The organism is Sphaerisporangium rufum, from assembly GCF_016863395.1.
Taxonomy (GTDB): domain Bacteria; phylum Actinomycetota; class Actinomycetes; order Streptosporangiales; family Streptosporangiaceae; genus Sphaerisporangium; species Sphaerisporangium rufum.
Map to the genome: position 1 here is coordinate 72,537 of NZ_BOOU01000055.1, position 25,275 is coordinate 97,811.

Genomic DNA, 25,275 nt, shown 5'->3' on the forward strand with positions numbered 1-25,275 from the left:
GCCGGTCGACCCGGGCGGACCGCGCGGCCGGGCCGGTCAGTCCGGCGGGTCGAGCAGCCGGACGGCGACCGCGCGGAACCGGCGCGGGGTCTCCCGCAGCACCGCCAGCCGCGGATCGGGCACGTCCAGGAACGGACCGGTCTCCAAGGCGAACACGGCGGCCAGCCGCCGGTCGCCGCGCAGCGCGCCGACCGCGCGCCGGTCGCCGCCCAGCACCACCGCCGCCAGTTCCCCGGCCCGCGGCGCCAGCACCCGCGCCGCCACGTCCGCGGCGGCGCCGGCCGCCTCGGCGGCCTGCTTCTCCCGGCGCCGGGCGAACCGCTGCTGCGACCAGCCACCGGCCGCGCTGCGCCCCTGCACCAGGCGCGAGCCGACCTTGGACGCCACCAGCCGCTCGCCCTCGAAGATCCCCGCCGCGTACCCGCCGCGCCGCACCAGCAGCACCCCGACGATCCGCTCGGCCCGCGCATGCGCGACCAGGGCCTCGACCAGGGCGCCCCCCGCGCCACCCGGACCCGGGCCGCGCAGCGGCGGGAACGGGACGTGGCATTCGGCGACCGCGCCGTCCGCCGCCCGCAGCCGGACGACGTCCCCGAGCTCCCCGAGCTCCCCGAGGCCCCTGAGGTCTCCGGCGTTCCGGAAGTCCCAGGCGTCCCCCGCGTCCTTCCCGCCCGCCCCGGCGCGCACCAGGACCGCCTCGGCCGGGCCGTGCCGCTCGGCGAACCCGCGCAGCCAGCCGGCCAGCCGCTCGGGCGCCACCGAGACCCATCGCCCGCCGCCCGCCGCCGGTCGTCCCGTCATGCCTGGCGACAGTACTCCACCGGCGCACCCGCCCCCCGCGCGTGTTGAACCCGGCTCCTCCCCAATATCCGGAGAAAACTGGGTGAACTCCGCGGCGCTCTGGCCAGTTGTTCATGAAACCGCTGGAAAATCCCGGTGTGACGGTCCCGCCCATCCCCGGCGCACCGGACACCACACCGCACCGCACCGCACCGCACCGCACCGCACCGCACCGCGATGAGCTTGATCGGCCGACCCGGCGGGACGCGGCCTCCGGGTGAGATCAGTACGGGGATCGGTGCGGGATGACCCAGTCCGGCGCCCAGGTTTCTGGGGTGGGGTGGCCGGCGGTTGCGACGGCGAGATGGGCGCGCAAGGTGGCCAGGGCGGGGTGGGAGTCATCGCGGTGCCACAGCAGCGAGTGCGGGTAGACGGGCGTCGGGTCGGTCACCGGGATGCGGCGCAGGCCGTGGCCGGCGGGCCAGACGAGGCGGGTGTGCTCCCCCATGAAGGTGGCCAGGGCCGGGGTGTCGGCGATGGTGTCCAGCAGCGCGTCGGAGCCGAAGTTCGGACCGGTCGCCTCGACGGTGAGGCCGAACTCATCGGCGAGGTCGTCGTAATAGGCCGCCCACTCGGTGCCGGGGGCGATGCCGGGCATCCAGATCCGGTGCCCGGCGAGACCGGCGAGCGGCACCGACCGGGCGCCCGCCAGCGCGTGGGCGGGCCCGGTGAGCAGTTGGAGCGGCTCGTCGAGCACCCGGACGGCGGCGATGTCCTCGGGCAGCGGGCGGCCGGGCGCGGCGACGGCGCGGAAGGACGCGTCGATCGCACCGGAGCGGATGGCGGCCACGGCCCGGTCGATCTCCAGCAGCATCACCACGTCCAGCTCGATCTCCGGGTACGCGCGGTGGAAGCCGCGCATCAGGCCCGAGGCCGCCAGGCGTGAGGCGATCACGTCGACGCGCAGCGGGCGGCCGCCGGCGCGCACGGACGCGACCGCCCGCTCGGCGACCCGCAGCAGCTCGCGCGCGTGCGGCAGGAACGCCTGCCCGTCGATGGTGAGTTCGGCGCCGCGCGGCGTACGCGCGAACAGCCGCACGCCGAGTTCGCGCTCCAGCGCGGCGACCCGCTTGGAGACGGCCTGCTGGGTGACCGCCAGCTCGGCGGCGGCCTGCTGGAACTGCCCGGCGCCGGCGGCGGCGACGAACGTCCGGACGATGTCGAGATCCACCCGGACACCCTACAGATACAACGTTCCGTTGTGCTTGTGAGGGGTTTCCGTTGTTTGACCGGCCATGGTGCTGATCGATTTGATGTCGGCGATCGCGAATCGGTTGTACGGGCGAAGGGTGAAGGTGGCGGAATGCGGAGCGGGCACCGGCTGGGGCGGCGGTTCGGCTGGCTGTGGGCGGCGTACGGGACCAGCGCGCTTGGCACATGGCTCGCGTTCGGCGCGTTCCCGCTGATCGCCATCCAGGTGCTGCACGCCGGGCCGGCGCAGGTCGCGGCGCTGTCGTCGGTCGGGGCGCTGGTGGGCGCGGCGGCGGCGATACCGCTGGGCTCGTGGGTGGAGTTCCGCCGCAAGCGCCCGGTGCTGATCGGAACGGACCTGGTGCGGTGCGCGGCGCTGCTGACGATCCCCGCCGCGTTCGCGCTCGGCGTGCTCTCGTTCGCCTGGCTCCTCGCGGTCTCGGTCGTCGTCGCGGCGGCCGACATCACCTTCCGCGCCGCCTCCGGCGCCTACCTCAAGACGCTGCTGCCGCCCGGGGACCTGCTGGTGGCCAATACCCGGCTGGAGTCCACGACCTGGACGACCACGATGATCGGACCGCCGCTGGGCGGTGCCGCGATCGGGTTGCTCGGCCCGGTGGCGACGGTGGTGGCCGACGCGGCCAGTTACCTGTTGTCGGCCCTCGGCATCGGCGCCACCGGGGGTGGCGAGCCGCGGCCGGCGCGCCGGCCGGCCGGGCGCCTCCGGGCGCGGGACCTGCTCGACGGCTGGCGGCACATCCTCGCCGACCCCGTCCTGCGCCCGCTGTTCTTCAACACCGCCCTGTTCAACGGCCTGCTGATGGCCGCCGACGCGCTGCTGGCCGTCCTGATGCTCGCCCACCTGGGGTTCGCGCCCTGGCAGTACGGCCTGGCGTTCGCCGCGCCCGCCGTCGGCGGGCTGGTCGCGTCGCGGCTGGCCCGGCCGCTGGCCGCCCGGTTCGGACCGCACCGGGTCTTGGTCGCGGCCGGATGGGCGCGCGCCATCTGGCCGCTCGGCCTGGCGCTGGTCGGACCGGGCGCCGCGGGGCTGCTGGTGCTGATGGGCCTGCAACTCGGGCTCATCTTCTGCTGCGGGATCTTCAATCCGCTGGCCGCCACCTGCCGCCTCGAGCGCACCGCCGCCGGCCGGGTCGCCCGCACGCTGTCGGCCTGGACGGTGACGTCCAGGGCCACCACCGCGCTGCTGACCGCCCTGTGGGGGGTGCTGGGCGGCGTGCTCGGCCCGCGCGCCGCCATCGGCGTGGCCGGCGTGCTGCTGCTGGCGACCCCGCTGCTGCTCCCCCGCCGCGCCCCGGCGCCCCTCCCCGAACCACGGCCGGCCCCGGACCCCGCCTGACCGGCCACTGTTCCGGCTTCGGCGTGGGACGCCGCCGGGGCCGTCAGGTGAGAGTGCGGGCGGCGAGGGCGCGGCGCAGGTCGTCGGTGGCGTCGATCGCGGCGCGGCGCAGGCCGGGGTCCAGGTCCGGGACGGCGATCATCGCCTCGGCCGCGGCCAGGGTCTCGGCGGTGACGGCGTACCGGGGGTAGGCGGCGTGGGCCAGCGCCGGCACCACGTTCGGGGTGCGCCGGGCGGCCACGGCGGGCATCTCGGCGAAGTACCGGGCGACGTAGGGCGCGGTGTCCGCCGCCTGCTCGGGATGCCAGAAACCGCCGGCGACCGCGGCGACCAGCCGCAGCGGGCCGTCACCGACGATCAGCTCCCAGGCGCGGGCCTTGGCGGCGGCTCCGGGCAGCGCGGCGCGGCAGCGGGCGGCGTGCTCGGCGCCCCGGGCGCTTCGGTCCCGCTCGCACTCGGCGGCGATCTCCGGCTCGCCGGCCGCGTCGAGCACCACCAGCCGGCCGAGCATGGCCCAGCGCAGGTCGGCGTCGATCTCCAGCCCGGCCGGCACGTCCCGGCCGGCCGGCCAGCCGCGCAGCCGCGATATCAGTTCGGGGCCGGCGCAGCTCACCAGGCCGCGCAGCGCGGTCAGCCGCCGGCCGCCGGCATCCGGGCGGCCGGCGTCCAGCGCGTTCTGGCAGGCCCCGGCCAGCGCGGCCAGCGCCGCCGGGCGGGCCGCCGGCGGCAGGTGGCGGTCGGCCACCGTCTCGCGGGCGAAGCGCAGCATCTGCGCGAATACCGCGACGTCGTCCTCGGCGGGCAGCCCGGCGCCGGCCAGTGCCAGGAACTCGGCGGCGGGCATCTCCGCGTCCCGGGTCATCTCCATGGCCGCGGCCCAGGTGAGCGCCCGGGCCAGCGGGTCGGCGAGCGCGGGCAGTACCTCGGCCAGCACCGCGCGGTCCTGCGGCAGCAGGCCGACCTTCGCGAACGTCAGGTCGCCGTCGTTGAGCAGCAGCAGCCGCCCGGCCGGCACCCCCGCGAGCTGCGGTACCGGGGTGCGGCCCCCGTCCGCCTCGGGGTCGAGGTCGACCTCGGCCCGGTGGGCGAGCGTCACCCGGCCGCCCTCCTCGGCGTAGACGCCGACACCGATCCGGTGCGGCCGCAGCGTCGGATACCCGGGCGGCGCGGCCTGCCGGACCGCCACCTCGCCGTAGCGGCCGTCCGGGCCGGTGACCGCCTCCGGCCGCAGCGTGTTGACCTGCGGCCGGCGCAGCCAGACGTCCGCCCAGGCCGAAAGGTCGCGGCCGCTCGCCGCCGACAGCGCGGCGAGCAGGTCGGCCAGCGTCGCGTTGCCGTAGGCGTGCGCGGCGAAGTACGCGCGCAGACCGGCGAAGAACGCCTCGTCCCCCAGCCAGGCGACCAGCTGGCGCAGCGCGGAGGCGCCCTTGGCGTAGGAGATGCCGTCGAAGTTGAGCAGCGCCTGCTCGGTGTCGGCGACCCGCTCGGGGGCGATCGGATGGGTGGAGGGGCGCTGGTCGGCGGCGTACCCGCCGCTCTTGCGGACGATGGCGAACGACGTCCACGCGCCGGTGAACCGGGTGACCTCGGCGGTGGCGCGCCAGCCCATGTACTCGGCGAACGACTCGTTCAGCCACAGGTCGTCCCACCAGCGCATGGTGACCAGGTCACCGAACCACATGTGCGTCATCTCGTGCGCGATGACCATCGTGCGAAGTTCGAGCTCGCTGTCGGTGGCGGCCGAGCGGTGCAGGAACTCCTCGCGGAAGGTCACGCAGCCGGGGTTCTCCATCGCGCCGGCGTTGAACTCCGGGACGAACGCCTGGACGTAGTCGCCGAACGGGTAGCGGATGCCGAACAGCCCGTGGAAGTGATCCAGCAAAGCCCCGGTGACCGCGAAGATCTCCTCGGCGTCCTTGTCCAGGTAGGGGGCCAGCGAGCGCCGGCACAGCAGGGCGAGCGGGATGCCGTCGTGCTCGGCCTGCCGGGTGTGGTACGGGCCGGCCACCACGGTCATCAGGTAGGTCGACAGCGGCAGCGTGCCGGCGAACTCCCACCGGCCGGGGCGCACCTGCTCGCCGGGGGCGTTCGCCCGCACCGTCCAGTCCGGCGGCGCCGACACCGCCAGGGTCATCGTGGCCTTCAGGTCCGGCTGGTCGAAGCAGGCGAAGATCCGCTGGGCGTCGTCCAGGCAGGCCTGCGCGTACAGGTACACCTCGCCGTCCTCGGGGTCGGTGAACCGGTGCACCCCCTCGCCGGTGGTGGAGTACGCCATGGTGCACCGCACCACCAGCTCGTTGTCGGCGCGCAGGCCGGCCAGCGGCAGCCGGTTCCCGTCCAGCGCGGCCGGGTCGACGGGCACGCCGTTCAGCCGGATCTCCTGGACCTCCACCGGCTTGAGCTCGACGAAGGTGGCCGCCCCCGGCTCGGCGCAAGAGAACCGCACCGTGGTGACCGAGCCGAACGGCATGCCGGCCGGCGCCCCGCTCAGGTCCAGGTCCACGTGGTAGGACTCCACGTTCACCAGCCGGGCCCGGTCGATCGCCTCGTCGTGCGTCAAGCTCGTCATGGCCCGACCCTACGAGATCTCCGGCGCCGACGGCGGGCCCGGCCGGGTCCGGACCCCCGAACGCGGCGCATGATCGGCGGGTTTCGATCTGGGCCGAATACCGTTGACGGGCACCGGCCGCCCGGAGTCTGCTGAGGCGATCATTCAGCCGAGCAAAGGACGGACATGCGACGCACCATCCGGAGAGTCGTCGGCGGCCTGGGCCTGGCCCTTCCCCTCCTGGCGGTCAACGCCGCCGGGGCGCAGGCCGGGGCGCTGGACGGCGACGTGACCAACCGGCTCTCCTCCTCCTACACCGTGAAGATCGCCACATTCTCCGGCTCCGGTCTCACCGAGAACTGCCAGGTCGACGGCGGCAAGCTGTACAAGTGCAAGACATACTGGCTGCCCTCCGGCAAGGCAGACGACCAGATCCGCGGCGCCAACTGGGACACCGACGCCGTCATGGTGGAAAGCCGGTACAAGGTGGAGCGCTGGGGCGGCACCAGCAGCCACTGGGTGAACGCCAAGATCTGGACGAAGTTCTCCAGCATCGAGAACGCGACCTGCTTCTACGACGGAGCCCCCATCTGCAGCATCGAATAGTCCCCGCCCCGCCCGCCGCGGCCCAGTCCTGACCCTGGCCACGGCGGGCGGCTTCGGTCCGATCGCGGGTGCGTGCCTTGTGAAGGGCCGGAGTCGGGACGCGAGGCAGGCGTTGAAACCGGCCCCCTCGACTTCGGCCCGGTTTCAACCCGGTGCAGCCCCCTCCAGACAGAGATCCAGGTAACGGAGGGTGGTGTAAGTGAGATACGACGCCCACTCGGGGCGTTCGACGAGACTGCCGTAGGGCGTGGCGCCGGTGCGGATGCCCTTGAGCGACTCCCCCGCGTCCGGCAGCCTCTCCAGTGCCGCGTCCCAGGCGTTCCGCGCCTCCAGCAGCGCCGGGACCGACGGGCCCGCACGGTCGTCCGGCCAGTTCGCCTTTCCGATCCAGGGCTCGACCACCCCGGCGACGGTCGTCCAGAGGGGGGTTCGGCGCGCCGGAGTCGCGCGGACGGCGTCCGGCAAGGGCACCTCGCGAGGCACCGCGACGTGACACAAGGTCTCGTCGAACAACGCCATCGTCTCCCGTTCCAGGTCGTCGGTGCTGTCGGTGGCATGGACCAGGTTGAAGACGGGATTGAGCGCGCCCAGCGCTCCACGCATGGTGCCGGGCCGCGCTCTGCCGGGCACGAAGTGACCTTTCAGTGCGCGCGACACGAAATCAGAGAGCGAGTCGAAACCCGCCGGGTGATCCCCCTCCAGCAGGACGGCGTGCACGGGGCCCAAGGTGTAGAGGATCGCGTTGAGGTCCCAGTCCAGCCGGCCGCCGGTGCGCGTGGTCGCGTACAGCGACCGGCGGCGTTCGGCGGTCAGCACCACTTCACGGAACGCCAGCGGCCTGAGTCCGCGGAGCGCCAGCCAGCCGAGAAGTTCTCCGGTGATCCGCTGGACGACCCCATCGGGCTTCACCATGATCAGGGCGCGGCGGTTCAAGTCGACCATGTACTCTCCGGTCCTCCACAACAGGTGATCAACTGAGCCCCTTCCTCTTCAAGACGGCGGCCTCGTCGGCCGCGACCCCCGTCGCGCTCGGAGGGCGACAGCGTTCTCGGCCGGCACGGTGTGTAGCACCGCGGTTCCCCGGTAACGTGCTAGCGCTGGCACGGAGACCGGGGAAACGCAGGTGGTATGGACGTCTTCAAGGTTCACGAACGACTCATCGAAGATTACGAGTCTTATACCTCCTCCTTCGTAGAAGTCCGTGACCCAGCCATCGCGGCCCATGTCGAGCGGGAGCATGCGCTCAAGACGCGCTGGCCCGAACCATGGGTCTCACTCAATCCGCGGTTCGTCACCGGCGGCTCGATTCCCGACCTCATCGCCGACGGAGTACTTCACCCCGGAACCGATCCGATCTTCCGCAACAAACAGGCCACGGACGGGGTGTCGGGGCCTCCCCTGGTCCTGTACCGGCACCAACGCGAGGCGGTCGAACTGGCCCGGGACGGTCGCAGCTACGTACTGACGACGGGTACCGGATCAGGAAAGAGCCTGACCTACATCGTCCCGATCGTGGACTCGGTCCTACGGAATCCGGATCCCGGGCGGATCAAGGCGATCGTGGTGTATCCGATGAACGCGCTGGCCAACAGCCAGATGGAGGAATTGAGAAAGTACCTGGAGTTCGGATTCCCCAAAGGCCAGGAGCCTGTCAGCTACGCGCGCTACACCAGCCAGGAGAGCGCAGAGCAGCGTGAGGCGATCCTGCAGGAACGGCCGGACATCCTGCTGACCAACTACGTGATGTTGGAGTACATGCTCACCCGCCCCTACGAGCGACAGGTCCTCATGGAGGCGGCTCGGGGGCTGCGCTTTCTGGTCCTTGATGAGTTGCACACCTACCGAGGGCGGCAAGGAGCGGACGTCGGACTCTTGATTCGCCGGGTGAAAAGTACGCTCGCAGCCCCGGACGTCCAGTGCGTCGGTACGTCCGCCACCATGGCGAGCAGTGACATCTTCGATGAGCAGCGAGCGGAAGTTGCCGAGGTCGCCTCGAAGATCTTCGGTACGGAGATCACCCCCGACCGGATCGTGGGCGAGACCCTCGAACGGGCGACCCTCGACCATGTTCCAGACGACGAGGAGCTCCGAGCGAGCATTCTCGCCAACGACTGGCAGGAACTCGCCTACCCCGACCTAACCGCGCATCCCTTCGCATGCTGGGTGGAAACCGTCTTCGGGCTTGATGTCGAGCCGGGAACAGATCGACTCGTGCGCCGCAAGCCGACCAAGATCGTGGATGCGGCGGGAGTACTCGCGAATCGCACCGGTCTCCCGGCGGATAGATGTCAGGTGGCCGTGGAGGAGATCCTGCGCGCCGGCTCGGCCGCCCGGGATCCGATCACACGGCGACCACTGTTCGCATTCAGATTGCACCAGTTCCTCTCCAAGGGAGAAACGGTGTACACGAGCCTCGAGGCACCCGGTGATCGCTACATCACAAGCCAGTACCAGGTCAGCGTGCCGAACCAACGCGACAAGCCGCTCTTCCCATTGGTGTTCTGCCGGGAATGCGGTCAAGAATATTACTCAGTTACCGTGAGCGCTAGAGGACGAATCTACACTCCAGGACACAACGACGAAAATGCCGGGGACGACCAGAACATCGGTTACTTGTACATCAACCCGGAGCACCCCTGGCCCGCCGAACCCCTGGCCGCGGGCAGACTGCCGGATACCTGGCTGATCACCGGGGACGGAGATACAGCTCAAATCCGCCCTAGCAAGCTCCGCCAGCTTCCCAAGAACGTCGTCGTGTCTTCTGGTGGCGCGGAGGTAGGGTCTGATCACGGCCTGCACGCCACGTTCATTCCAGGAAAGTTCCGCTTCTGCCTGCACCCGGATTGCGGCGTGTCCTACGAGCAACTCCACGGCAAGGACTTCGGCAGGGTGGCTACTTGGGCGTACGAAGGTCGCGGCTCCGCCGTCACGCTCATCGGAACCAGCGTGTACCGGGGACTGCGCGGGGCCGAGGACCCTAGCGCACGCAAGTTGCTCACTTTCGTGGACAATCGCCAGGACGCGAGTCTCCAGGCGGGGCATCTGAACGACTTCGTGCTGGTCACCCAGTTGCGAGGCGCCCTCTACCGAGCAGCCCGGGACGCGACGGAGGGCCTGACCCACGAGAACCTCGCCCAGCGAGTAGCCGGCGCTCTCGACGCGGACCTCACGTCTTACTCATCGGTGGCCAATCCGCTGACAGGTGCGAGGCGAGCGATCGATAAGGCGTTCCGTCAGGCACTGGAGTACCGCCTGTATACCGATCTCGCCCGGGGCTGGCGAGTGAGCATGCCCAACCTCGAGCAAACGGGCTTGATCAGGTTCGACTATCTCGATCTCGCCGAGATGTCCGCTCGCCCGGAGTTCTGGGAGTCGGCGCACCCTGCCTTGAAACACGACACACCCGCGCACCGAGAATGGGTATGCCGGGTCCTGCTCGACGAAATCCGGCGTGCACTGGCGATCGATGTCGAGGTACTGACGAAAGAAGGGTTCGAACGCCTCCAGCACGACTCTGATCAACTGCTGGCCGGCCCATGGTCCCTGCCAAAGGAATCCCCCGACCCGGTAATAGGAACGGCTTATGCGGCGCCGGCTCCACGAGGGCGGCGCGGATCAGGGCCCTACCTCACCGGCCGATCCGCGTTCGGGCGGTTCCTTTGTCGGGACGCCGAGTTCACGCACTGGCCCTACCACCTCCGCGCCGATGACGCCGACATCATCATCGGATGGCTGCTGGCCGCCCTCGCCGACATCGGCCTGCTGTCGGATGCCCCCAAAGACCGTGCTTCCGGTGCGCTCGGCTATCGATTGAAGGCCTCAGCCCTCATCTGGCAGGCCGGCGACGGGACCAGCGGCGTGCTGGATCCCTTGCGGAAGACCGTTAAGCCCCGAGCGGGTGTGCGGGTCAACCGTTTCTTCCGTGCCCTTTATCGCGATCACGCGAAGGAATTCGCGGGGATCCACGCCGCCGAGCACACCGCCCAGGTCTCGAACGAGAACCGGCAGGAGCGGGAAGCGGCCTTCCGGAACGGGTCGCTGCCTCTGCTGTATTGCTCTCCGACCATGGAACTCGGTGTCGACATCTCGACACTCGACGCCGTAGGCCTGCGCAATGTGCCACCGACGCCGGCCAACTACGCGCAACGTTCCGGACGCGCGGGACGCAGCGGCCGCCCGGCCTTGGTGGCGACATACTGTGCCACCGGGAACTTTCACGACCAGTACTACTTCCGGCGGTCGGAGCGGATGGTGTCAGGCCGAGTCATCGCGCCCCGGCTCGATCTGTGCAACGAAGATCTCGTACGTTCCCATGTGCACGCGATCTGGCTGGCCGAGACAGGTGCCCGCCTGGGGAGCGGGATGGGGGAGGTACTTGATCTTAGTAGAACCGACCGGCTACCGATCCACGCTGACCTCATGCCGCAGATAATCGATCCCGGGGCTCAGCGGAACGGCCTGGCTCGCGCGCTTGCCGTCCTTGCTGGAGTAACGGGTATCACCGAGAGCGCTTGGTGGTACGACGAATGGGCAGAGGACGTCGTCCGACGAGCGCCCGCGTCATTCGACGCTGCCTGTGATCGCTGGCGGACGCTCTATCGAAGCGCCATATCCGATCGCGAGGAGCAGCACAGGCGAGTCATCGACGCATCCATGCGCCGTGACGAGCAGCGAGCCGCTCAGGCACGCCGGGCTCAGGCCGAGAACCAGCTGCGGCTTCTCCTCAATGAGGACAGCGAGCGGTCGTTCAGTGACTTCTACACGTACCGGTATCTCGCCTCTGAGGGGTTCCTCCCCGGTTACTCCTTCCCCCGGTTGCCGCTTGCGGCCTATATCCCCCCGGAGAAGGCGAAGGACGGCGGCTACCTGCAGCGGCCTCGGTTCATCGCGATCGGGGAGTTCGGGCCGAACGCTCTGATCTATCACGAGGGCCAGCGCTATGAGGTGACCCGCGTCCAGGTGCCCTCGGATGACTCCGGCGCCATCGCGACCCGGGAGGGCCGGCTCTGCGGTGCGTGCGGTTACTGGCATGAGCGCACTCCCGGCCTGGACCGTTGTCAGAACTGCGACCATCGGCTCGGTGAGTCCCTGCCACGCCTTATGCCCATGCAGACCGTCTACACGCGCGCCCGCTCTCGGATCTCTTCCGACGAGGAGGAACGACGCAGGGCGGGTTTCGAGTTGCTGACGACCTACCGCTTCAGCGATCATGGAACACGATCCGGCAGGCTTCCAGGCGAGATCGCGCTGCCGGACGGACGCCGGCTGGGCGAGCTCGTCTACGGTGACACCGCGACGCTGCGAGTTCTCAACCTCGGCCGGCGGCGTCGCCCCCGTAATGCGCCGCTCGGGTTCTGGCTGGACGCGTCACACGGCACGTGGCTCAGCGACAAGCGAGCAAAAGAGAAGAGCGGGGATGACGATGACGACCTCCCCGCGCGCGACAGCGCCGGACGCCCTGAACGCATCGTCCCATTTGTCGAGGATCATCGGAACATCCTCGTACTGCGGTTCGAGCAGCCCATCAAACAGGACGAGGCCGTGACGCTGCGCTACGCCCTGGAGCGCGGCATGGAGGCGCATTTCCAGCTGGAGGATTCGGAGCTTTCCAGCGAGGATCTTCCCGACCTGGACGGTCGAGGGCGCATGCTGTTCATCGAGAGCGCCGAAGGCGGCGCGGGGGCCCTCCGCAGGCTGCAGTCCGAGCAAGGACTGCTCGCCCAGGTCGCCCGGGTGGCGTTGGAGATCATCCACATCGACCCGAACACCGGAACGGACCTGGACCGGGCACCCGGTGCTCGCGAACGTTGTGAACGCGGCTGCTATGACTGCTTGCTCTCCTACACCAACCAGGTCTTCCACCGCGTCATCGACCGCCTGGCCGTCGTGGACCACCTCATGGAGCTCAGTAAGGCCGCCGTACAGGCCGGAGGGGGCACCGGCCAGAGTCCGGCCGAGCATGCCGCCTGCCTGCACGAGGCCAGCCAGACTGGACTTGAGCGCGAATTCCTCACGTTCCTCGAAGAGAATGACTATCGTCTGCCTGACGCGGCCCAACAGCTGATCTCCGATGCCCGAGCTCGCCCGGACTTTGTGTACCGTCTTCCGGGCGGGTCCGTGGCTGTCTTCGTGGATGGTCCCGATCACGACACCACGTCGGCCATGGAGCGTGACATGGCCGCGGAAGACCGCCTCCTGGACCTGGGCTGGCTGGTGATCCGTTTTCGGTATGACGAGGAGTGGCGCGTGGTCGCGGGACGCTATCCGAACATCTTCGGCGCCGGACGGGAGACGGGGTGAAGAGCCGTGAACCCGGCACCCTGGTGACCGCCCGCGGCCGTGACTGGGTCGTGCTACCGGGCAGTACGCCGGATTTCGTGGTGGCCCGTCCTCTCAATGGCGACAACGAGTTCACCACCGGGCTGTTCGCGCATGAGGTCGGCGAGGCCAGCTTCCCCGTTCCCACGGCCGATCCCGGCGAGTTGGGCGACAACGACAGCGCGGCCCTGCTGCGTACCGCGTTGCAGATCGGTTTTCGAGGCAGCGCGGGACCGTTCCGCAGTCTCGCCGGCATCGCGGTGGCGCCCCGCGACTACCAGCTGGTGCCCCTGCTGCTGGCCCTGCGAATGGATCCAGTACGGCTGCTCATCGGGGACGACGTCGGCATCGGCAAGACCATCGAATCGGCCCTGATCGCCAAGGAGTTGCTGGAGCAGGGCTCGGCGACCGGACTGAGCGTGCTGTGCTCGCCCGCCCTGGCCGAGCAGTGGACGGCTGAACTGCGGAACAAGTTCGCCCTTGACGCCGTCACGGTTCTCCGATCCACGGTAGACCGCCTGGAGAGCCGCAGGCCCAGGGACCGGGACTTCTTCGCGCATTACCCGGTGACCGTGGTCTCCACCGACTTCATCAAGAGCGAGGCGCGCCGGGACCTGTTCGTCACCACCGCCCCTGACTTGATCATCGTAGACGAGGCCCATACCTGTGTAGGGGGCGGCACCCGAGACCGGCAACTGCGTTACGAGCTGCTCAAGCGGCTCGCCAGAAGACCACAGCGCCATCTGCTGCTGGTGACCGCCACGCCGCACAGCGGCAAGGAACAGGCGTTTCGTGATCTCATCGGTCTGCTCGATCCATCGCTGGCCGGTCTCGACCTACGCACCCGGCAGGGCCGGAGCCGGCTCGCCCGCCACTTCGTCCAGCGCCGCCGGCACGACATCCGCAAGTTCCTCGACCAGCGGACACCGTTTCCGGAGAAGCGCGAATTCTTGGACATCGCCTACCCGCTCCAAGCGGAATACGGCAGGCTGACCCGTGAAGTACTGTCCTACGCCCGCGAATCGATCCGCACGGCAGGTGGCGCGCTGACGCGGCGCACACGGTGGTGGTCCGCGCTGGGCCTGCTCCGCTCGGTCTCCTCCTCCCCAGCCGCAGCCACCGCGACCCTGCTGAACCGCGGCGGTGGAGCCGCCAGCGAGACGGAAGCCGACGCGCTGGGTCGCGTCACGGTACTCGACGACATCGAGGACGAGACGCTCGAAGGCGTGGACGCGCCGCCCGCGGCCGACGACGACAGCCTGACGAAGCAGGACCGGGCGCGACTGCGCCGTTTCGCCGACGCCTTCGCCGCACTGCACGGGCCACGCGATGATCTCAAGCTGGCGGAGCTGATCAAGCAGGTGAAGGGTCTGATCGCCAACGGCTACAACCCGATCGTGTTCTGCCGCTATATCCCGACGGCCGAGTACCTCAAGACACACCTGGGGCACGCCTTCAAACAACGGGTGACCGTGGACGCGGTGACCGGCCAGCTACCACCGGAGGCCCGGGCGGAGCGGATCGCCGGACTCACCGCCTCATCCGGCCCGCGGATTCTAGTGGCGACCGACTGCCTGTCCGAAGGCGTCAACCTCCAAGACGGCTTCCAGGCAGTGGTCCACTACGACCTCGCGTGGAACCCCACCCGGCACGAGCAGCGCGAAGGCCGCGTCGATCGGTTCGGGCAGCAGAAACCGATCGTCCGGGCGGTCACCCTGTACAGCACGGACAACGTCATTGACCCCATCGTCCTGGACGTGCTGCTGAAGAAGAGCCGCGAGATCCGGCAGACCACCGGCGTTTCGGTCCCGGTACCAGAACGCGCGGAGACGGTGATGAACGCACTGTTCAAGGAGATCCTCGAAGGAGATCCGGATCAGCCCTTCCTCGACCTCGACTTCACCCAGGAGTCGCAGGAACTCCACGAGGAGTGGCAGCAGACGGCCGAGGTCGAGAAACGCTGGCGAGACGGTTCCGAACGCGAGTCCAAGGCCATCACCAAGTACGCCCAGTCCGGGCTGGATCTCGACGAGATCCAGCCCGAGGTGGAGGCGGTACGAAGGGCTTTGGGCAGCGCCGACGATGTGGCGTGGTTCACCAGGCGCGCCCTGTCCGCCCTCGGTGCTCACGTGGCCTCGGCCGAACCCGACGACGGCGGTTTCATCGCCGAGGTGAACCATCTGCCGAGCGGGGCACGGCTGGCATTGGGCATCCCGGCGGCCGGCGAAGTGCCCCCTCTCCCGTTTCGCCCGCACCCACCGGTCATCCCGGGGGAACGGGCCCTGGTACGTACCGATCCCGGGGTGGCCGGGCTGGCGCGCTACGTGCTGGACGCCGCGCTGGACCCACGGCTGGACGAGCGAGAACGCCCTGCCAGGCGGGCAGGGGTGATCGCCACTACCGCCGTGCCGAGCCGGACGACCTTGCTGCTGGTTCGCTACCGATTCCACGTGACAATGCCGCGCCGGCCCGGTGATGGCGCCTCCCCGGAGCCGAAGACGATCGTCGCCGAGGACGCCAGGATGCTCGCCTACCGGGGCGGGGAACGCCTGACGGCCGCTGAATGCCGGGCCCTTGCAGCCGCCGAACCGGCCGGCAACCTCCTTCCCGAGATCGTCCGGCAGAACATCGACCGCGCGATCCGCGAGGTCTCCGGGCTCAAGGACGAGCTTGAACTGCGCGGCGCCGAGTTCGCCGCCGAACTGGAAGAGGCACATCGACGGGTCCGGCACGCGGCCGGCGCGTACGTCAAAGGACTCTCCGTGCGATTCCAGCCCGACGCCGACGTACTCGGCGTCTATGTCTACCTTCCGGGAGGCGCACGGTGAGCGAGTCGTCCTTCTCCGGCGTCCAGATCGTTGGCGGGCTGTTTCCCAACGACCTGCTCAACCGCGTTCGGGCCGGCGATCCCGAACTTCCCGGCATCAAACCGGCTGCTTATCATCTGACCGGTGGCGAACGCCTCGGGGACGCCGCCGCGCGTAAATGGCAGCATCTCCGCGGCGTCTACGAGTCCTTCCGGGCCGAACTCGCGGAACTTCCCGCGTCCAACCCCGGCACCCGGCATACCCGGCAGCGGTGGGTGCTGGCCCTGCTGGACGAGTTCGGCTTCGGGCGTCTTTCCTACCGCTCCGATGGACTCACCGCTGACGGGCGCGGGTATCCGATCGGCTTCCTCTGGGAGCACGTTCCCGTTCACATCGTCGGCTGGCACGTGGACCTCGACCGGCGGCACAACAAGCAGCGCGCACCACAATCGCTGTTCCAGGAGTTCCTCAACACCGCTCCCAGCCACCTGTGGGGCATACTGTCCAACGGCCGGCGCCTGCGCATCATGCGCGACTCCACCTCGCTGGTCGGTTCTTCCTACATCGAGTTCGACCTCGAAGCCATCTTCGAGGGCAATGCCTACAGCGAGTTCTTCCTGCTGTACGCCTTCCTGCATCAGTCCCGCTTCGAGGCGCTCCCCCGCGATGACGGCGCGCCGTCCACGCCCGCCGACTGCCGCCTCGAGCAGTGGCGGCAGTACGCGATCGACGCCGGCGTCCGCTTCAACAAGCGGCTCCGCGGCGGCGTCGCACGCGCGATAGAGCTGCTAGGCAGCGGATTCCGGCAGGCGAACCCCGCTGTGGACAAGGCGCTGAGCGATGGCACCCTGACCCCAGAGGACTACCGTCATGACCTGCTGAGACTGGTCTACCAGCTCCTCTTCGTCTTCGTCGCCGAGGAGCGGGGCGTCCTGCTCCTGCAGCACGACGAGGCGATGACCGAAGCGGAGCGCACGGACCTCACCAGGGCCCGGGCCCGCTACCACGAGTACTTCTCCAGTCGCCGGCTCCGCAGGCTCGCCCGGATCAGGCAGGGCGATCGGCACAGCGACCTGTGGCGATCGGCCGCCCTCGTGCTCGATGCCCTGGGTGCCGACCGAGGGCTTCCCGAACTGGCCCTCCCCGGGCTCGGGGGTCTGTTCTTCCCGCCCCATCATCCTCGGAGCCGGCCGTCAGTACTGAAGCCTGACTATCTGCGGCGCTGCGAGCTCTCCAACAGCGACCTGCTGGCGGCGGTGTACGAGCTCTCGGTGACCGAGGAGCGCGGGCGGGCCATGCCGGTGGACTTCAAGCATCTCGGTGCCGAGGAGCTTGGCAGCGTGTACGAGTCGCTGCTGGAGCTGCGCCCGGACTTCGACCCCGGGTCCGGCCGCTTCCTCCTCCAGCAACTGCCGGGCAGCGAGCGCAAGACCACCGGATCGTTCTACACGCCCGCCGCGTTGATCGAGTCGTTGCTCGATTCCGCACTCGATCCGGTCATCGAGCGCGCCGCCCGATCCGGAATTCCCGACGATCTGTTGAAGATCACGGTCTGTGATCCCGCCTGCGGCTCCGGACATTTTCTGGTGGCCGCGGCCCGTCGTATCGCCAAGCGCTACGCGGAGCTGTACGAGGCGGATCCGCAGCCCACCCCTCGGGCGGTCCGGCACGCGTTGCGGCGGGTCATCGGCTCCTGCGTGTACGGCGTGGACATCAACCCGCTCGCGGTGGAGATCGCCAAGTGGTCGCTGTGGATGGAGTCGGTGGAGCCCGGCAAGCCGCTCTCCTTTCTGGACGGGCACATCAAGACCGGGAACTCGCTGCTCGGCGCCACCCCTCGGCTGATCCTGAACGGCGTGCCGGACGACGCGTTCAAGCCGCTGCCGGGCGATGACGCCAAGTTCGCCTCGCAACTCCGCGCCGCGAACGCCGTCGAGCGAGGGGGCCAGCAGCTGTCCGGCGGCCAGGAGATGCTCACCTTCGGCGATCAGGCCATCCGGGTCGGCAACCAGCGCATCGCCGCCCAGGTCAAGAAGATCATTCCCTCATCTGAGGCACCGATCGAGACTCTCAGAGAGCGGACCGAGGCGCTGCGAAAGTTCGAGGAGGGTGATCAGGAGCGGCTTCGACAGAAGGTGCTCGCCGACGCATGGTGCGCCGCGTTCGCCTGGCCGAAACGGGCCGATGAACCCCGCTCCATCACCACCGCCACGTTGCGCCGGCTCTACAACGGCGAGCAGGACGCGCTCGATCCGGATGAGACGCGCCTGCTGGCCGACCTGACCGACGCCTATGCCTTCTTCCACTGGTATGTGGAGTTTCCAGAGGTCTTCGACGCGGACGGCGGCGACGGCTCAGCGAATGGTTGGTCCGGTGGTTTCTCCTGCGTGCTCGGAAACCCGCCCTGGGAGCGGGTGAAACTCCAGGAACAGGAGTTCTTCGCGGTCCGGGCTCCCGAGATCGCCAAGGCGCCTAACGCCGCTGCCCGCAAGAAAATGATCGACGATCTTCTGATCAGCGAGGACGACGCGGACCGACTGCTACATATGCGGTTCGCCGAGGCAGTACGTCGTTCCGCCGACATCACGCACCTGTTGCGGGATTCCGGCCGGTACCCGCTGACCGGGCACGGCGACATCAACACCTATTCGGTATTCGCCGAGACGGCCCGCACCGTACTCTCCCCGGACGGGGCCGCCGGCCTGGTCCTGCCCACCGGTATCGCCACCGACGCCACAACCGCGCCGTTCTTCGGTGACCTGGTCAAGAGCGGATCGCTGGCCTCGTTCCTGGAATTCGAGAACGAGGCCTTTCTACTTAGTCGTGATGTCGATCACCGTGTCCGTTTCTGCCTGCTCACCATGGCCGGTCCGCAAGCTCGCGTGGAAGCGGCACCCGTGGCTTTCGGTGCGCGGCGGATGAGCGACCTGCCCAGCCGGATGCTGATCCTCCCACCCGAGGACATCATGCTGGTCAACCCCAACACCGGCACCATGCCACTCTTCCGCTCCAAGCGCGACGCCGAGATCACCTTCGGCATCTACCGGCGAGTGCCCGTCCTGATCCGCGAGGCACCTCCCGAGAATCCTTGGCATCTGTCGTTTCTTCGCATGTTCGACATGGCCAACGATTCGCGTCGCTTTCGTCGAAGTTCTGCGCTGGAGCGTGAGGGCTGGACTCTGCACGGTAATGTCTACGTGAAAGACAGCGAGCGTATGCTGCCGCTGTACGAGGCCAAGATGGTGCATCACTTCGACCACCGCTTCGGCACCTACGACGGGCAAACGACCGCCCAGGCCAAGATGGGCACCCTCCCCCGCCCTGCCCAGACCGACAAGGACGACCCAGACTTCGCGGTCCAGCCTCGCTACTGGGTTTCCGAAAACGAGGTCCGCCAGCGACTCGGCGTACACTCCGACCGGACCTGGCTCCTCGGCTGGCGCGACATCTGCCGCAGCACCGACGAGCGCACCCTCGTGGTTGCCCCTATACCGGTAACTGCCGTCGGACATAAGTTCCCCCTCGCCTTCACCCCGCGACGCTCAGCTTTGCTTCAAGCGAACTTGTCAGCCTTCGTGGTCGATTATTGCGTACGACAAAAAATGGCAGGAACTTCCCTTACATTCTTCATTTTCAAGCAGATCCCTGTGCTCTCGCCCGCAGATTATGAGAAGCCTTGTCCATGGCAAGCTGCAGTACACCTCGATGACTGGATATCGGAGCGGGTACTAGAGCTTAATTACACTAGCCTGAATATGGCAGGCTTCGCCCAGGGCCTGGGAAGCGCAGAACGACCGTTCCGCTGGGACGAGGCACGCCGATTCGCGATCCGCTGTGAGCTGGATGCGGCCTACTTCCACCTGTACGGCGTGGCCAGAGAAGACGTCGAGTTCATCATGGACGGCTTCGGCGCCTTCCAGCGCAACGACCCCGAACGGTTCGCTCGCACCAAAGCGGAGATCCTGGCGGTGTACGACGCCATGACCGAGTCCATGGACGGTCATGAGCCGTACCAGACGTCCCTGCTCCCACCTCCTGGTCAAGGCCCTAGACACCCGGCCCGGTAACCGCACGCGCACGCTCGACCCCGAAACTGTCGGGGTCGCCTGGCATGGTCATCCCTGCTCCACCCTTCCGGCACCCCCGCTTGATCGGAGCCCTCATGGCCTCGACGGACGAGATAACCTCCCGGGCGCTGTTCGCGCTGCTTCGCGCTCTGGCCGAGTCCGGCTCGCTCACGCCGCAGGAGGCGTGGCAGCACGTCCATAACGTAGAGCCGCGGTTCGTGGCGGCTTGGTCCGGACCCACAGCACGCCGGCATGCCGCCGAGCAAGCGCTGCGCTACAAGGCCGGCATCCTGGTCAAGTGCGGCTGGATCCATCTAGGCGCGGCCTCGTGGTCGATCACCCACGCGGGGCACGCGGCCCTCCGCCGCTATCCGGACCCTGAGCTCTTCGCCGTCGGATTGGATGTCGAGTACCGCCACTGGGAAGAGAACCAGGCCCGCTTCACCGCCGCCGAGCGGCTGGCGGGAGCGATCCCCGCCGGGAGCTGGGCCGCAGTCGACGACGTCGCGGCGATCGCGAACGTCAACGCCGAGAAACTGGCCGCGCTGCTCCAGGCCGAGCGTCCGGAGGGCTGGCGCAGAGTTCTTAACAGAGATGGCCACCTCCCGCCGGGCGACCCGGCCGCCTACAGAGGCTGGCTGGAGACGCTTCAGGCGGAGGGCCTGGAGAACATCAACGGGCAGATGGAGGCCGGCCGCCGGCTCACGGTCACCGAGTTACGCCAGCTCGACGACGGTCCCGCAGTCCGCCGGCGGGCCTGGCTGATCAGGGCCGAGGTGGATGGCCGGAACCTCGTGAACCTGTGGTCGAGCAACGGCATCTGCTCTCTGCCGGCGAACAAGCTCCGTCCGCTGCCGGGCGGCGTGACCCGGGCCGAGATCCAGAACGAAGTGCAGGACACCTATGGCTCGCTCTCCTACAGTGAGCAGAACCGGCATGTCGCCGAGTTCTACGCCTTCCTGTCCCGGATGGACGAGGGCGATCTGGTTCTGACCAACGACGATGCCGAGTACCGCATCGGCCGGATCACCGGCCCGCCGCGCTTCTCCGCTTCTACCGGCGGACTGGCCAATCTTCAACGCCCCGCCGAGTGGATTCCCCTGGAAAAGCCGCTGACTTGGGACGACCTTCCGACCGAGTTGATCGCGCTGGCCTCCGCACCCTACGACGTGGTGGAGTTGACCGACCGGCTCGGCGACCTGATGGCGCTGATCGGGGAGATTCCGGAGCGGCGGCGGTTCAAGCTGCCGAACGTGGACGATGATCTGGCGCAGAATCTCCTCTACCCGGCGGAATGGCTGCAGGAGTGCGTCACGTTACTGCGCGAACGACCGCAGTTGATCCTGGACGGACCGCCCGGTACGGGAAAGACGTACCTGGCGCAGCGACTCGCGGAACATCTCACCGGTGGCCGTAAGCAGAATGTCGCCCTCATCCAGCTTCACCCCAACTACGCCTACGAAGACTTCTTTGAAGGCTACCGGCCGGGTGATGACGGCAGCGGTGGCATGATCCTCACCAAGCGTGACGGCCCGCTCCGCATCATGGCGTCCGCCGCGCACCGTCATCCGGATCAGGTGTACGTGCTTATCATCGATGAGCTCAACCGGTGCAACCTTCCTTCGGTCTTCGGTGAGCTGTACTTCCTGCTCGAATACCGCCACGAGCACGCCTATCCGCAGTATTCCCCCGAGGAGGCGTTCGTCCTCCCGGCGAACCTGCACATCATCGGCACGATGAACTCCGCCGACCGGTCCACCGTGCCGATGGACGCGGCGATGCGCCGCCGCTTCTCCTTCGTCGAGCTTCACCCGTCCCAGGAGCCCATCAAAGGGCTACTTCGCAGATGGCTACAACGGGAAGGGCTGGACACCGAGGCGGCGGACCTGCTCGTCCGGCTCAACAACAAGATCGCCACGCCTGACTTCCGCATCGGACCGTCATACCTGATGCGTAAGAGCATTTATGCGGGGGCGGCCGGTCTGGAGTCGGCATGGCGGACCCAGATCATTCCGGCCTTGCGAGATCTTCATCTCGACGATGGCATCGACCCCACCGAGCATTACGGCCTTGAAGCCCTGCGCCGGGACGACCGATGACGTGCCTCCGTCTGACCGAAGGGACGGCGGGCGACGAGGCGACGTTCTCCCCCGAAACCGCCCGCCGATTAAGGGAGGACAAGATCGCCGATGTCACCTCCTTGGGCGGGCACCGATGGCGGGTGAAGCCACTGCTCAAAGTAGGAGCCATCCGTTTCCCGGATCTTGAACTGCACATCCGGCCGAAAATCAGTATCAGCCGACTCTGGTTCCTGCTGGGATTCGCCTACGACAAGGTTCAGCAAGGGTGGCAGGAGCGCGAGGTGACGGCCACCGAGCATCCGGACCTGCTGGCCGCGATGGCGTACGCCTTCCTGCAAGGCGCAGCCAACGCGTTGAAGCACGGGCTGCCGCATGGTTACCGGCGCGAGTCACGTGCCCTCCCCGTGGTGCGCGGCCGCATCCGTGAGGCCGACCAGCTTCGCCGCCACCACGGCCGGCTGTTTCCGGTCGAGGTGGACTACCAGGGATTCACCAATGACGTGCCGGAGACGCAGGTACTTCGAGCGGCAACGGAACGGTTACTCGCCTTACCGGGAGTCGATCCGAAGGCCGAGGCACGGTTACGTGACCTGCTGGCGCGGTTGCGCCAGGCCTCGCCTTCCCGTCCGGGTGTCGTTCCCCGCTGGGTGCCCGGTCCGGCCAACCTCCGCTACCGGACCGTCCTCGGGCTGGCGGATGTCATCCTGCGAGGTGGCTCGCTGGAGTTCGGCACCCGCCCCGCCTCCGGCTCCCCGGTGGTGAACGGACTACTCGTTCAGATGGACAAAATTTTCGAGGACTTCCTCCATCGTGCTCTCGAACAGATCCTCATCTCACACGGTGGGACCTGGATCGGCAATGAAGCAGTCAAGATCACCACAAATAGCAGCCTCACGATAAAGCCCGATATCCGATGGGTCGCTAGACAAAAGACCCAGGCCGTCATCGATGCCAAATACAGCGATCACACGGACAAGGCACGTGATTACCGCTTCCAAGTGATCACTTATTGCGCCGCGCTGGAATGCCTCCAGGGCCACATCGTCTACGCGGGTGGCCCTCAGGGCAGTTCCATCGTCCACCACCGGCTACGAGGGCGGCTGGCCATCGACCTGTACGAGCACCGACTGGATCTGGCCGCGCCGCTCTCCAGTCTCCGCGACCAGATCCAGACGATCGCCGAACTCATGCTCGCGAACACCACCACCGTGACATGAGATTCGGTAATTCAGCTCCATGGAACTCGGGGCCCACCAGCCGGTGTTGGAGGTGGCCATCACGCTGGTCAGCGCCACGGCCCGGCGCCGCTTGTCCAGCAAGAAGTCCGGGAGGTACGATCCGGACCGCAGCCGGGGCACGGCCAGCTCGATGAACCCGGCGCCGGTGTCCCGCGGCCTGCTGCGATAGCCGCTGCGGGTGGTGACCCGCTGGTCGCTGACCTCGCCGTAGCTAGCCTCGCACAGCCGCTCGACCCCGGCGTCCATCATCCGCTGCGCGAACTCCCGGATCACCGTGCGCAGCAGGTCCGGGCTCGCAGTTGCCGCAGTGTCTTCGAAGCACTTCCTGGCAGCGGACACAACGTCATTGACGGCCACTTCGTCCCCTTCGTGTAGATGTGAGCGAATCGCAGGATTACGAAGTGGCCGTCTTCTGTCACATGGATCTCACCCCCTACAGCTCAGGGCTTGATCACCCGCACACCATCTCCCTGGACGTGAACGTACGGGGGTGTATGCACCCTGACTCGCGCCATGGCGACCTCCCCAAATTCCGAACAATGTTCGCCCTTCTCTGCGATTGCGCCCAGCGGTCGTTCACCCTAACCTTGAGGCCAGCCCGGGCCAGCCCGGGCCAGCCCAGAGACACAGGAGGCGAGAAGGACCTTGCGTACGATCGAGATAGACGAGGAAGTTTACAGCTTCCTCCAGGCGCAGGCTAAGGCATGGATCGAAGAACCTAATGACGTGCTGCGGAGGTTACTTCTAACCGAGCCCACCCATAGAGACGAAGGCGCTCTGCTCCCCCTGATCAAAGCTGGCTTACTTCAACCAGCTGAACGGCTCATGTGGAAGCGTCCACGCCTAGGCCGCGTGCACTATGCGACGGTCTTGCCCGACGGACGGCTTCAACTCGCCAACGGAGAGGCTTTCACCAAGCCCTCGCCCGCATGCAAGGCCCTCTCCAAGCAAGAAACGGACGGCTGGTCGGCATGGCACCGGCTCCCCGATAACACCAGCCTCAAAGATCTACGAGCCGAGGCGCGACGACGCGGAGTAGCCATCTAATCACCAGAGCCCGCGGTGTAGGCCAATGGCAACACCTGGCCTGCACCGCGTCGTAGTCAGCGATGCTTCATCCGAAAGTGAACTCGTCGGCACGGACGCCAGCCAGGAAGGCATCCCATTCGGTCCTACTGTAGATGATCATCGGGCCATCCGGATGCCGGCTGTGCCGCACCGCGATCCGTCCGCTCCCGTCCAGCAACGGACCCGCTTCGACACAGTTGGAGCCACCGTTCGGACTGAAACTGCTGATATGCCAGGCTGCGAGCGCGTCGTGTTCATGTGTTACCACTGTTCATTGCCTCCTGTGAACCCAAGACCCGTTCGGCCGCCGCTCGGATCATGCCGATCGATTCGGCCGGACCCAGTGATAGCTGGCGAATACGCCGCAACTTCGATTTAAGCCGCTCAACTTCATCAGCTTCAACATAGATTCCGCCTGCGGGAGTGTCCATGAAAGCCACTTCTGGGTATGGTTCAGGCAGTTCGAAGATCATGAACGCGCCCTCCGGGGAGACGTGGGCACCAGCGGAGTACGGCAGTACCCTGACCTGGATGTTGGGGCGTTGGACGAGAAGCAGCAGATGATCGAGCTGCTCACTCAAGATCTGTGGACCGCCGGTGGCCCGATACAAGAGACTCTCGTCCAGTACACATTCGAGGCTCAAGGGTTCCGGCTTGTCGAGGACCTTCTGACGCTCCACACGGAATCTCACTCCAGACGCCACCTGCTCCAGCATGAGATCCGCGTCCGCCCTGCGGATCACCGCTTCGATGTACCCACTGGTCTGCAGCAGTCCAGGGACCACGAGTGCGTCGAAGGAACTGATGTGACGAGCACGCGATTCGAGCCAGGCGTAGTCCACGATCTTCCGTGACAGGCTGCCGGAGTAGCTGTCCCACCACCCGATCTGCCAGACATCGGCGGCGAGCCGGAGAAGACCTTCACGACGCTGCTCGTCCGACACCCCATAGAGATTCAGCAATGCGGCCACGTCGGGAGTGCGTGCAGGGTATAGGCCGGTCTCCAGCCGACTGATGGTGCCGCCGTCGCGCTGGATGAACTTGCCGGCTTCGGTAAGCGTCAGCCCGGCCGCCTCACGCAGTTCTCGCAACTGGCGGCCAAGCCATTGGGCGCGCAAGGTCATCCCTCGCTTGCCGGCCATCGTGATCACTCC

14 protein-coding genes and 1 pseudogene are annotated in these 25,275 nt (G+C 67.8%); 8 read left to right on the forward strand and 7 right to left on the reverse strand.

Going from position 1 to position 25,275, the window contains the following annotated elements:
- Positions 1-36: 36 nt before the first annotated feature.
- Together Sru01_RS20910 and Sru01_RS20915 are read right to left on the reverse strand one after the other, a co-directional pair.
- A complete protein-coding gene (locus Sru01_RS20910; RefSeq protein WP_203989047.1) occupies positions 37-801 on the reverse strand; it encodes an acVLRF1 family peptidyl-tRNA hydrolase in 765 nt (254 codons plus the stop codon).
- Between the two features lie 262 nt (positions 802-1,063).
- Entirely contained in the window at positions 1,064-2,011 is a 948-nt protein-coding gene (locus Sru01_RS20915) for a LysR family transcriptional regulator (RefSeq protein ID WP_203989049.1), read from the reverse strand.
- Positions 2,012-2,143: 132 nt separating this feature from the next.
- On the opposite strand from Sru01_RS20915, the gene Sru01_RS20920 reads away from it, so the two are divergent.
- The gene (locus Sru01_RS20920; protein ID WP_203989051.1) at positions 2,144-3,388 is read left to right on the forward strand and encodes an MFS transporter; all 1,245 of its coding nucleotides are present in this window, start codon (positions 2,144-2,146) and stop codon (positions 3,386-3,388) included.
- Positions 3,389-3,431: 43 nt separating this feature from the next.
- Here the strand turns inward: Sru01_RS20920 and pepN are convergent, their stop codons facing one another.
- Positions 3,432-5,957 carry an aminopeptidase N gene (gene pepN, locus Sru01_RS20925; RefSeq protein ID WP_203989054.1) on the reverse strand — a complete coding sequence of 842 codons (2,526 nt, stop codon included), beginning with the start codon at positions 5,955-5,957 and terminating at the stop codon, positions 3,432-3,434.
- Between the two features lie 165 nt (positions 5,958-6,122).
- On the opposite strand from pepN, the gene Sru01_RS20930 reads away from it, so the two are divergent.
- A complete protein-coding gene (locus Sru01_RS20930) occupies positions 6,123-6,542 on the forward strand; it encodes a hypothetical protein (RefSeq protein WP_203989056.1) in 420 nt (139 codons plus the stop codon).
- Positions 6,543-6,686: 144 nt separating this feature from the next.
- Here the strand turns inward: Sru01_RS20930 and Sru01_RS20935 are convergent, their stop codons facing one another.
- A complete protein-coding gene (locus Sru01_RS20935) occupies positions 6,687-7,484 on the reverse strand; it encodes a nucleoside-diphosphate kinase (protein WP_203989058.1) in 798 nt (265 codons plus the stop codon).
- A 186-nt stretch (positions 7,485-7,670) separates the two neighbouring features.
- Between Sru01_RS20935 and Sru01_RS20940 the strand changes: the two genes are divergently transcribed.
- The 5 genes from Sru01_RS20940 to Sru01_RS20960 all read left to right on the forward strand — a co-directional run bounded on the left by Sru01_RS20940 (position 7,671) and on the right by Sru01_RS20960 (position 23,032).
- A complete protein-coding gene (locus tag Sru01_RS20940; RefSeq protein ID WP_203989060.1) occupies positions 7,671-12,842 on the forward strand; it encodes a DEAD/DEAH box helicase in 5,172 nt (1,723 codons plus the stop codon).
- Positions 12,839-15,688 carry a DUF8741 domain-containing protein gene (locus tag Sru01_RS20945; RefSeq protein WP_203989063.1) on the forward strand — a complete coding sequence of 950 codons (2,850 nt, stop codon included), beginning with the start codon at positions 12,839-12,841 and terminating at the stop codon, positions 15,686-15,688. The genes Sru01_RS20940 and Sru01_RS20945 overlap by 4 nt, the downstream gene beginning before the upstream one ends.
- On the forward strand, positions 15,685-19,734 hold the full coding sequence (locus Sru01_RS20950; RefSeq protein WP_203989065.1) for an Eco57I restriction-modification methylase domain-containing protein: 4,050 nt from the start codon (positions 15,685-15,687) through the stop codon (positions 19,732-19,734). Before Sru01_RS20945 ends, Sru01_RS20950 begins: the two co-directional genes overlap by 4 nt.
- 95 nt (positions 19,735-19,829) lie before the next feature.
- Complete coding sequence (locus tag Sru01_RS20955) at positions 19,830-21,833, forward strand: McrB family protein (protein WP_203989067.1); 2,004 nt, start codon at positions 19,830-19,832, stop codon at positions 21,831-21,833.
- On the forward strand, positions 21,830-23,032 hold the full coding sequence (locus Sru01_RS20960) for an McrC family protein (protein WP_203989069.1): 1,203 nt from the start codon (positions 21,830-21,832) through the stop codon (positions 23,030-23,032). Before Sru01_RS20955 ends, Sru01_RS20960 begins: the two co-directional genes overlap by 4 nt.
- Positions 23,033-23,080: 48 nt before the next feature.
- Here the strand turns inward: Sru01_RS20960 and Sru01_RS36280 are convergent.
- Positions 23,081-23,392: pseudogene (locus Sru01_RS36280) on the reverse strand (transposase); the annotation flags it as partial.
- A 306-nt stretch (positions 23,393-23,698) separates the two neighbouring features.
- On the opposite strand from Sru01_RS36280, the gene Sru01_RS36620 reads away from it, so the two are divergent.
- Positions 23,699-24,100: a restriction system modified-DNA reader domain-containing protein gene (locus tag Sru01_RS36620; protein ID WP_203989071.1), complete on the forward strand. Its 402-nt coding sequence runs from the start codon at positions 23,699-23,701 to the stop codon at positions 24,098-24,100.
- Between the two features lie 67 nt (positions 24,101-24,167).
- Here Sru01_RS36620 and Sru01_RS20970 read toward each other — a convergent pair whose 3' ends face one another.
- Positions 24,168-24,389 carry a DUF397 domain-containing protein gene (locus Sru01_RS20970; RefSeq protein ID WP_203989073.1) on the reverse strand — a complete coding sequence of 74 codons (222 nt, stop codon included), beginning with the start codon at positions 24,387-24,389 and terminating at the stop codon, positions 24,168-24,170.
- Positions 24,376-25,263: a helix-turn-helix domain-containing protein gene (locus Sru01_RS20975; RefSeq protein WP_239137616.1), complete on the reverse strand. Its 888-nt coding sequence runs from the start codon at positions 25,261-25,263 to the stop codon at positions 24,376-24,378. Before Sru01_RS20975 ends, Sru01_RS20970 begins: the two co-directional genes overlap by 14 nt.
- Positions 25,264-25,275: the final 12 nt, after the last annotated feature.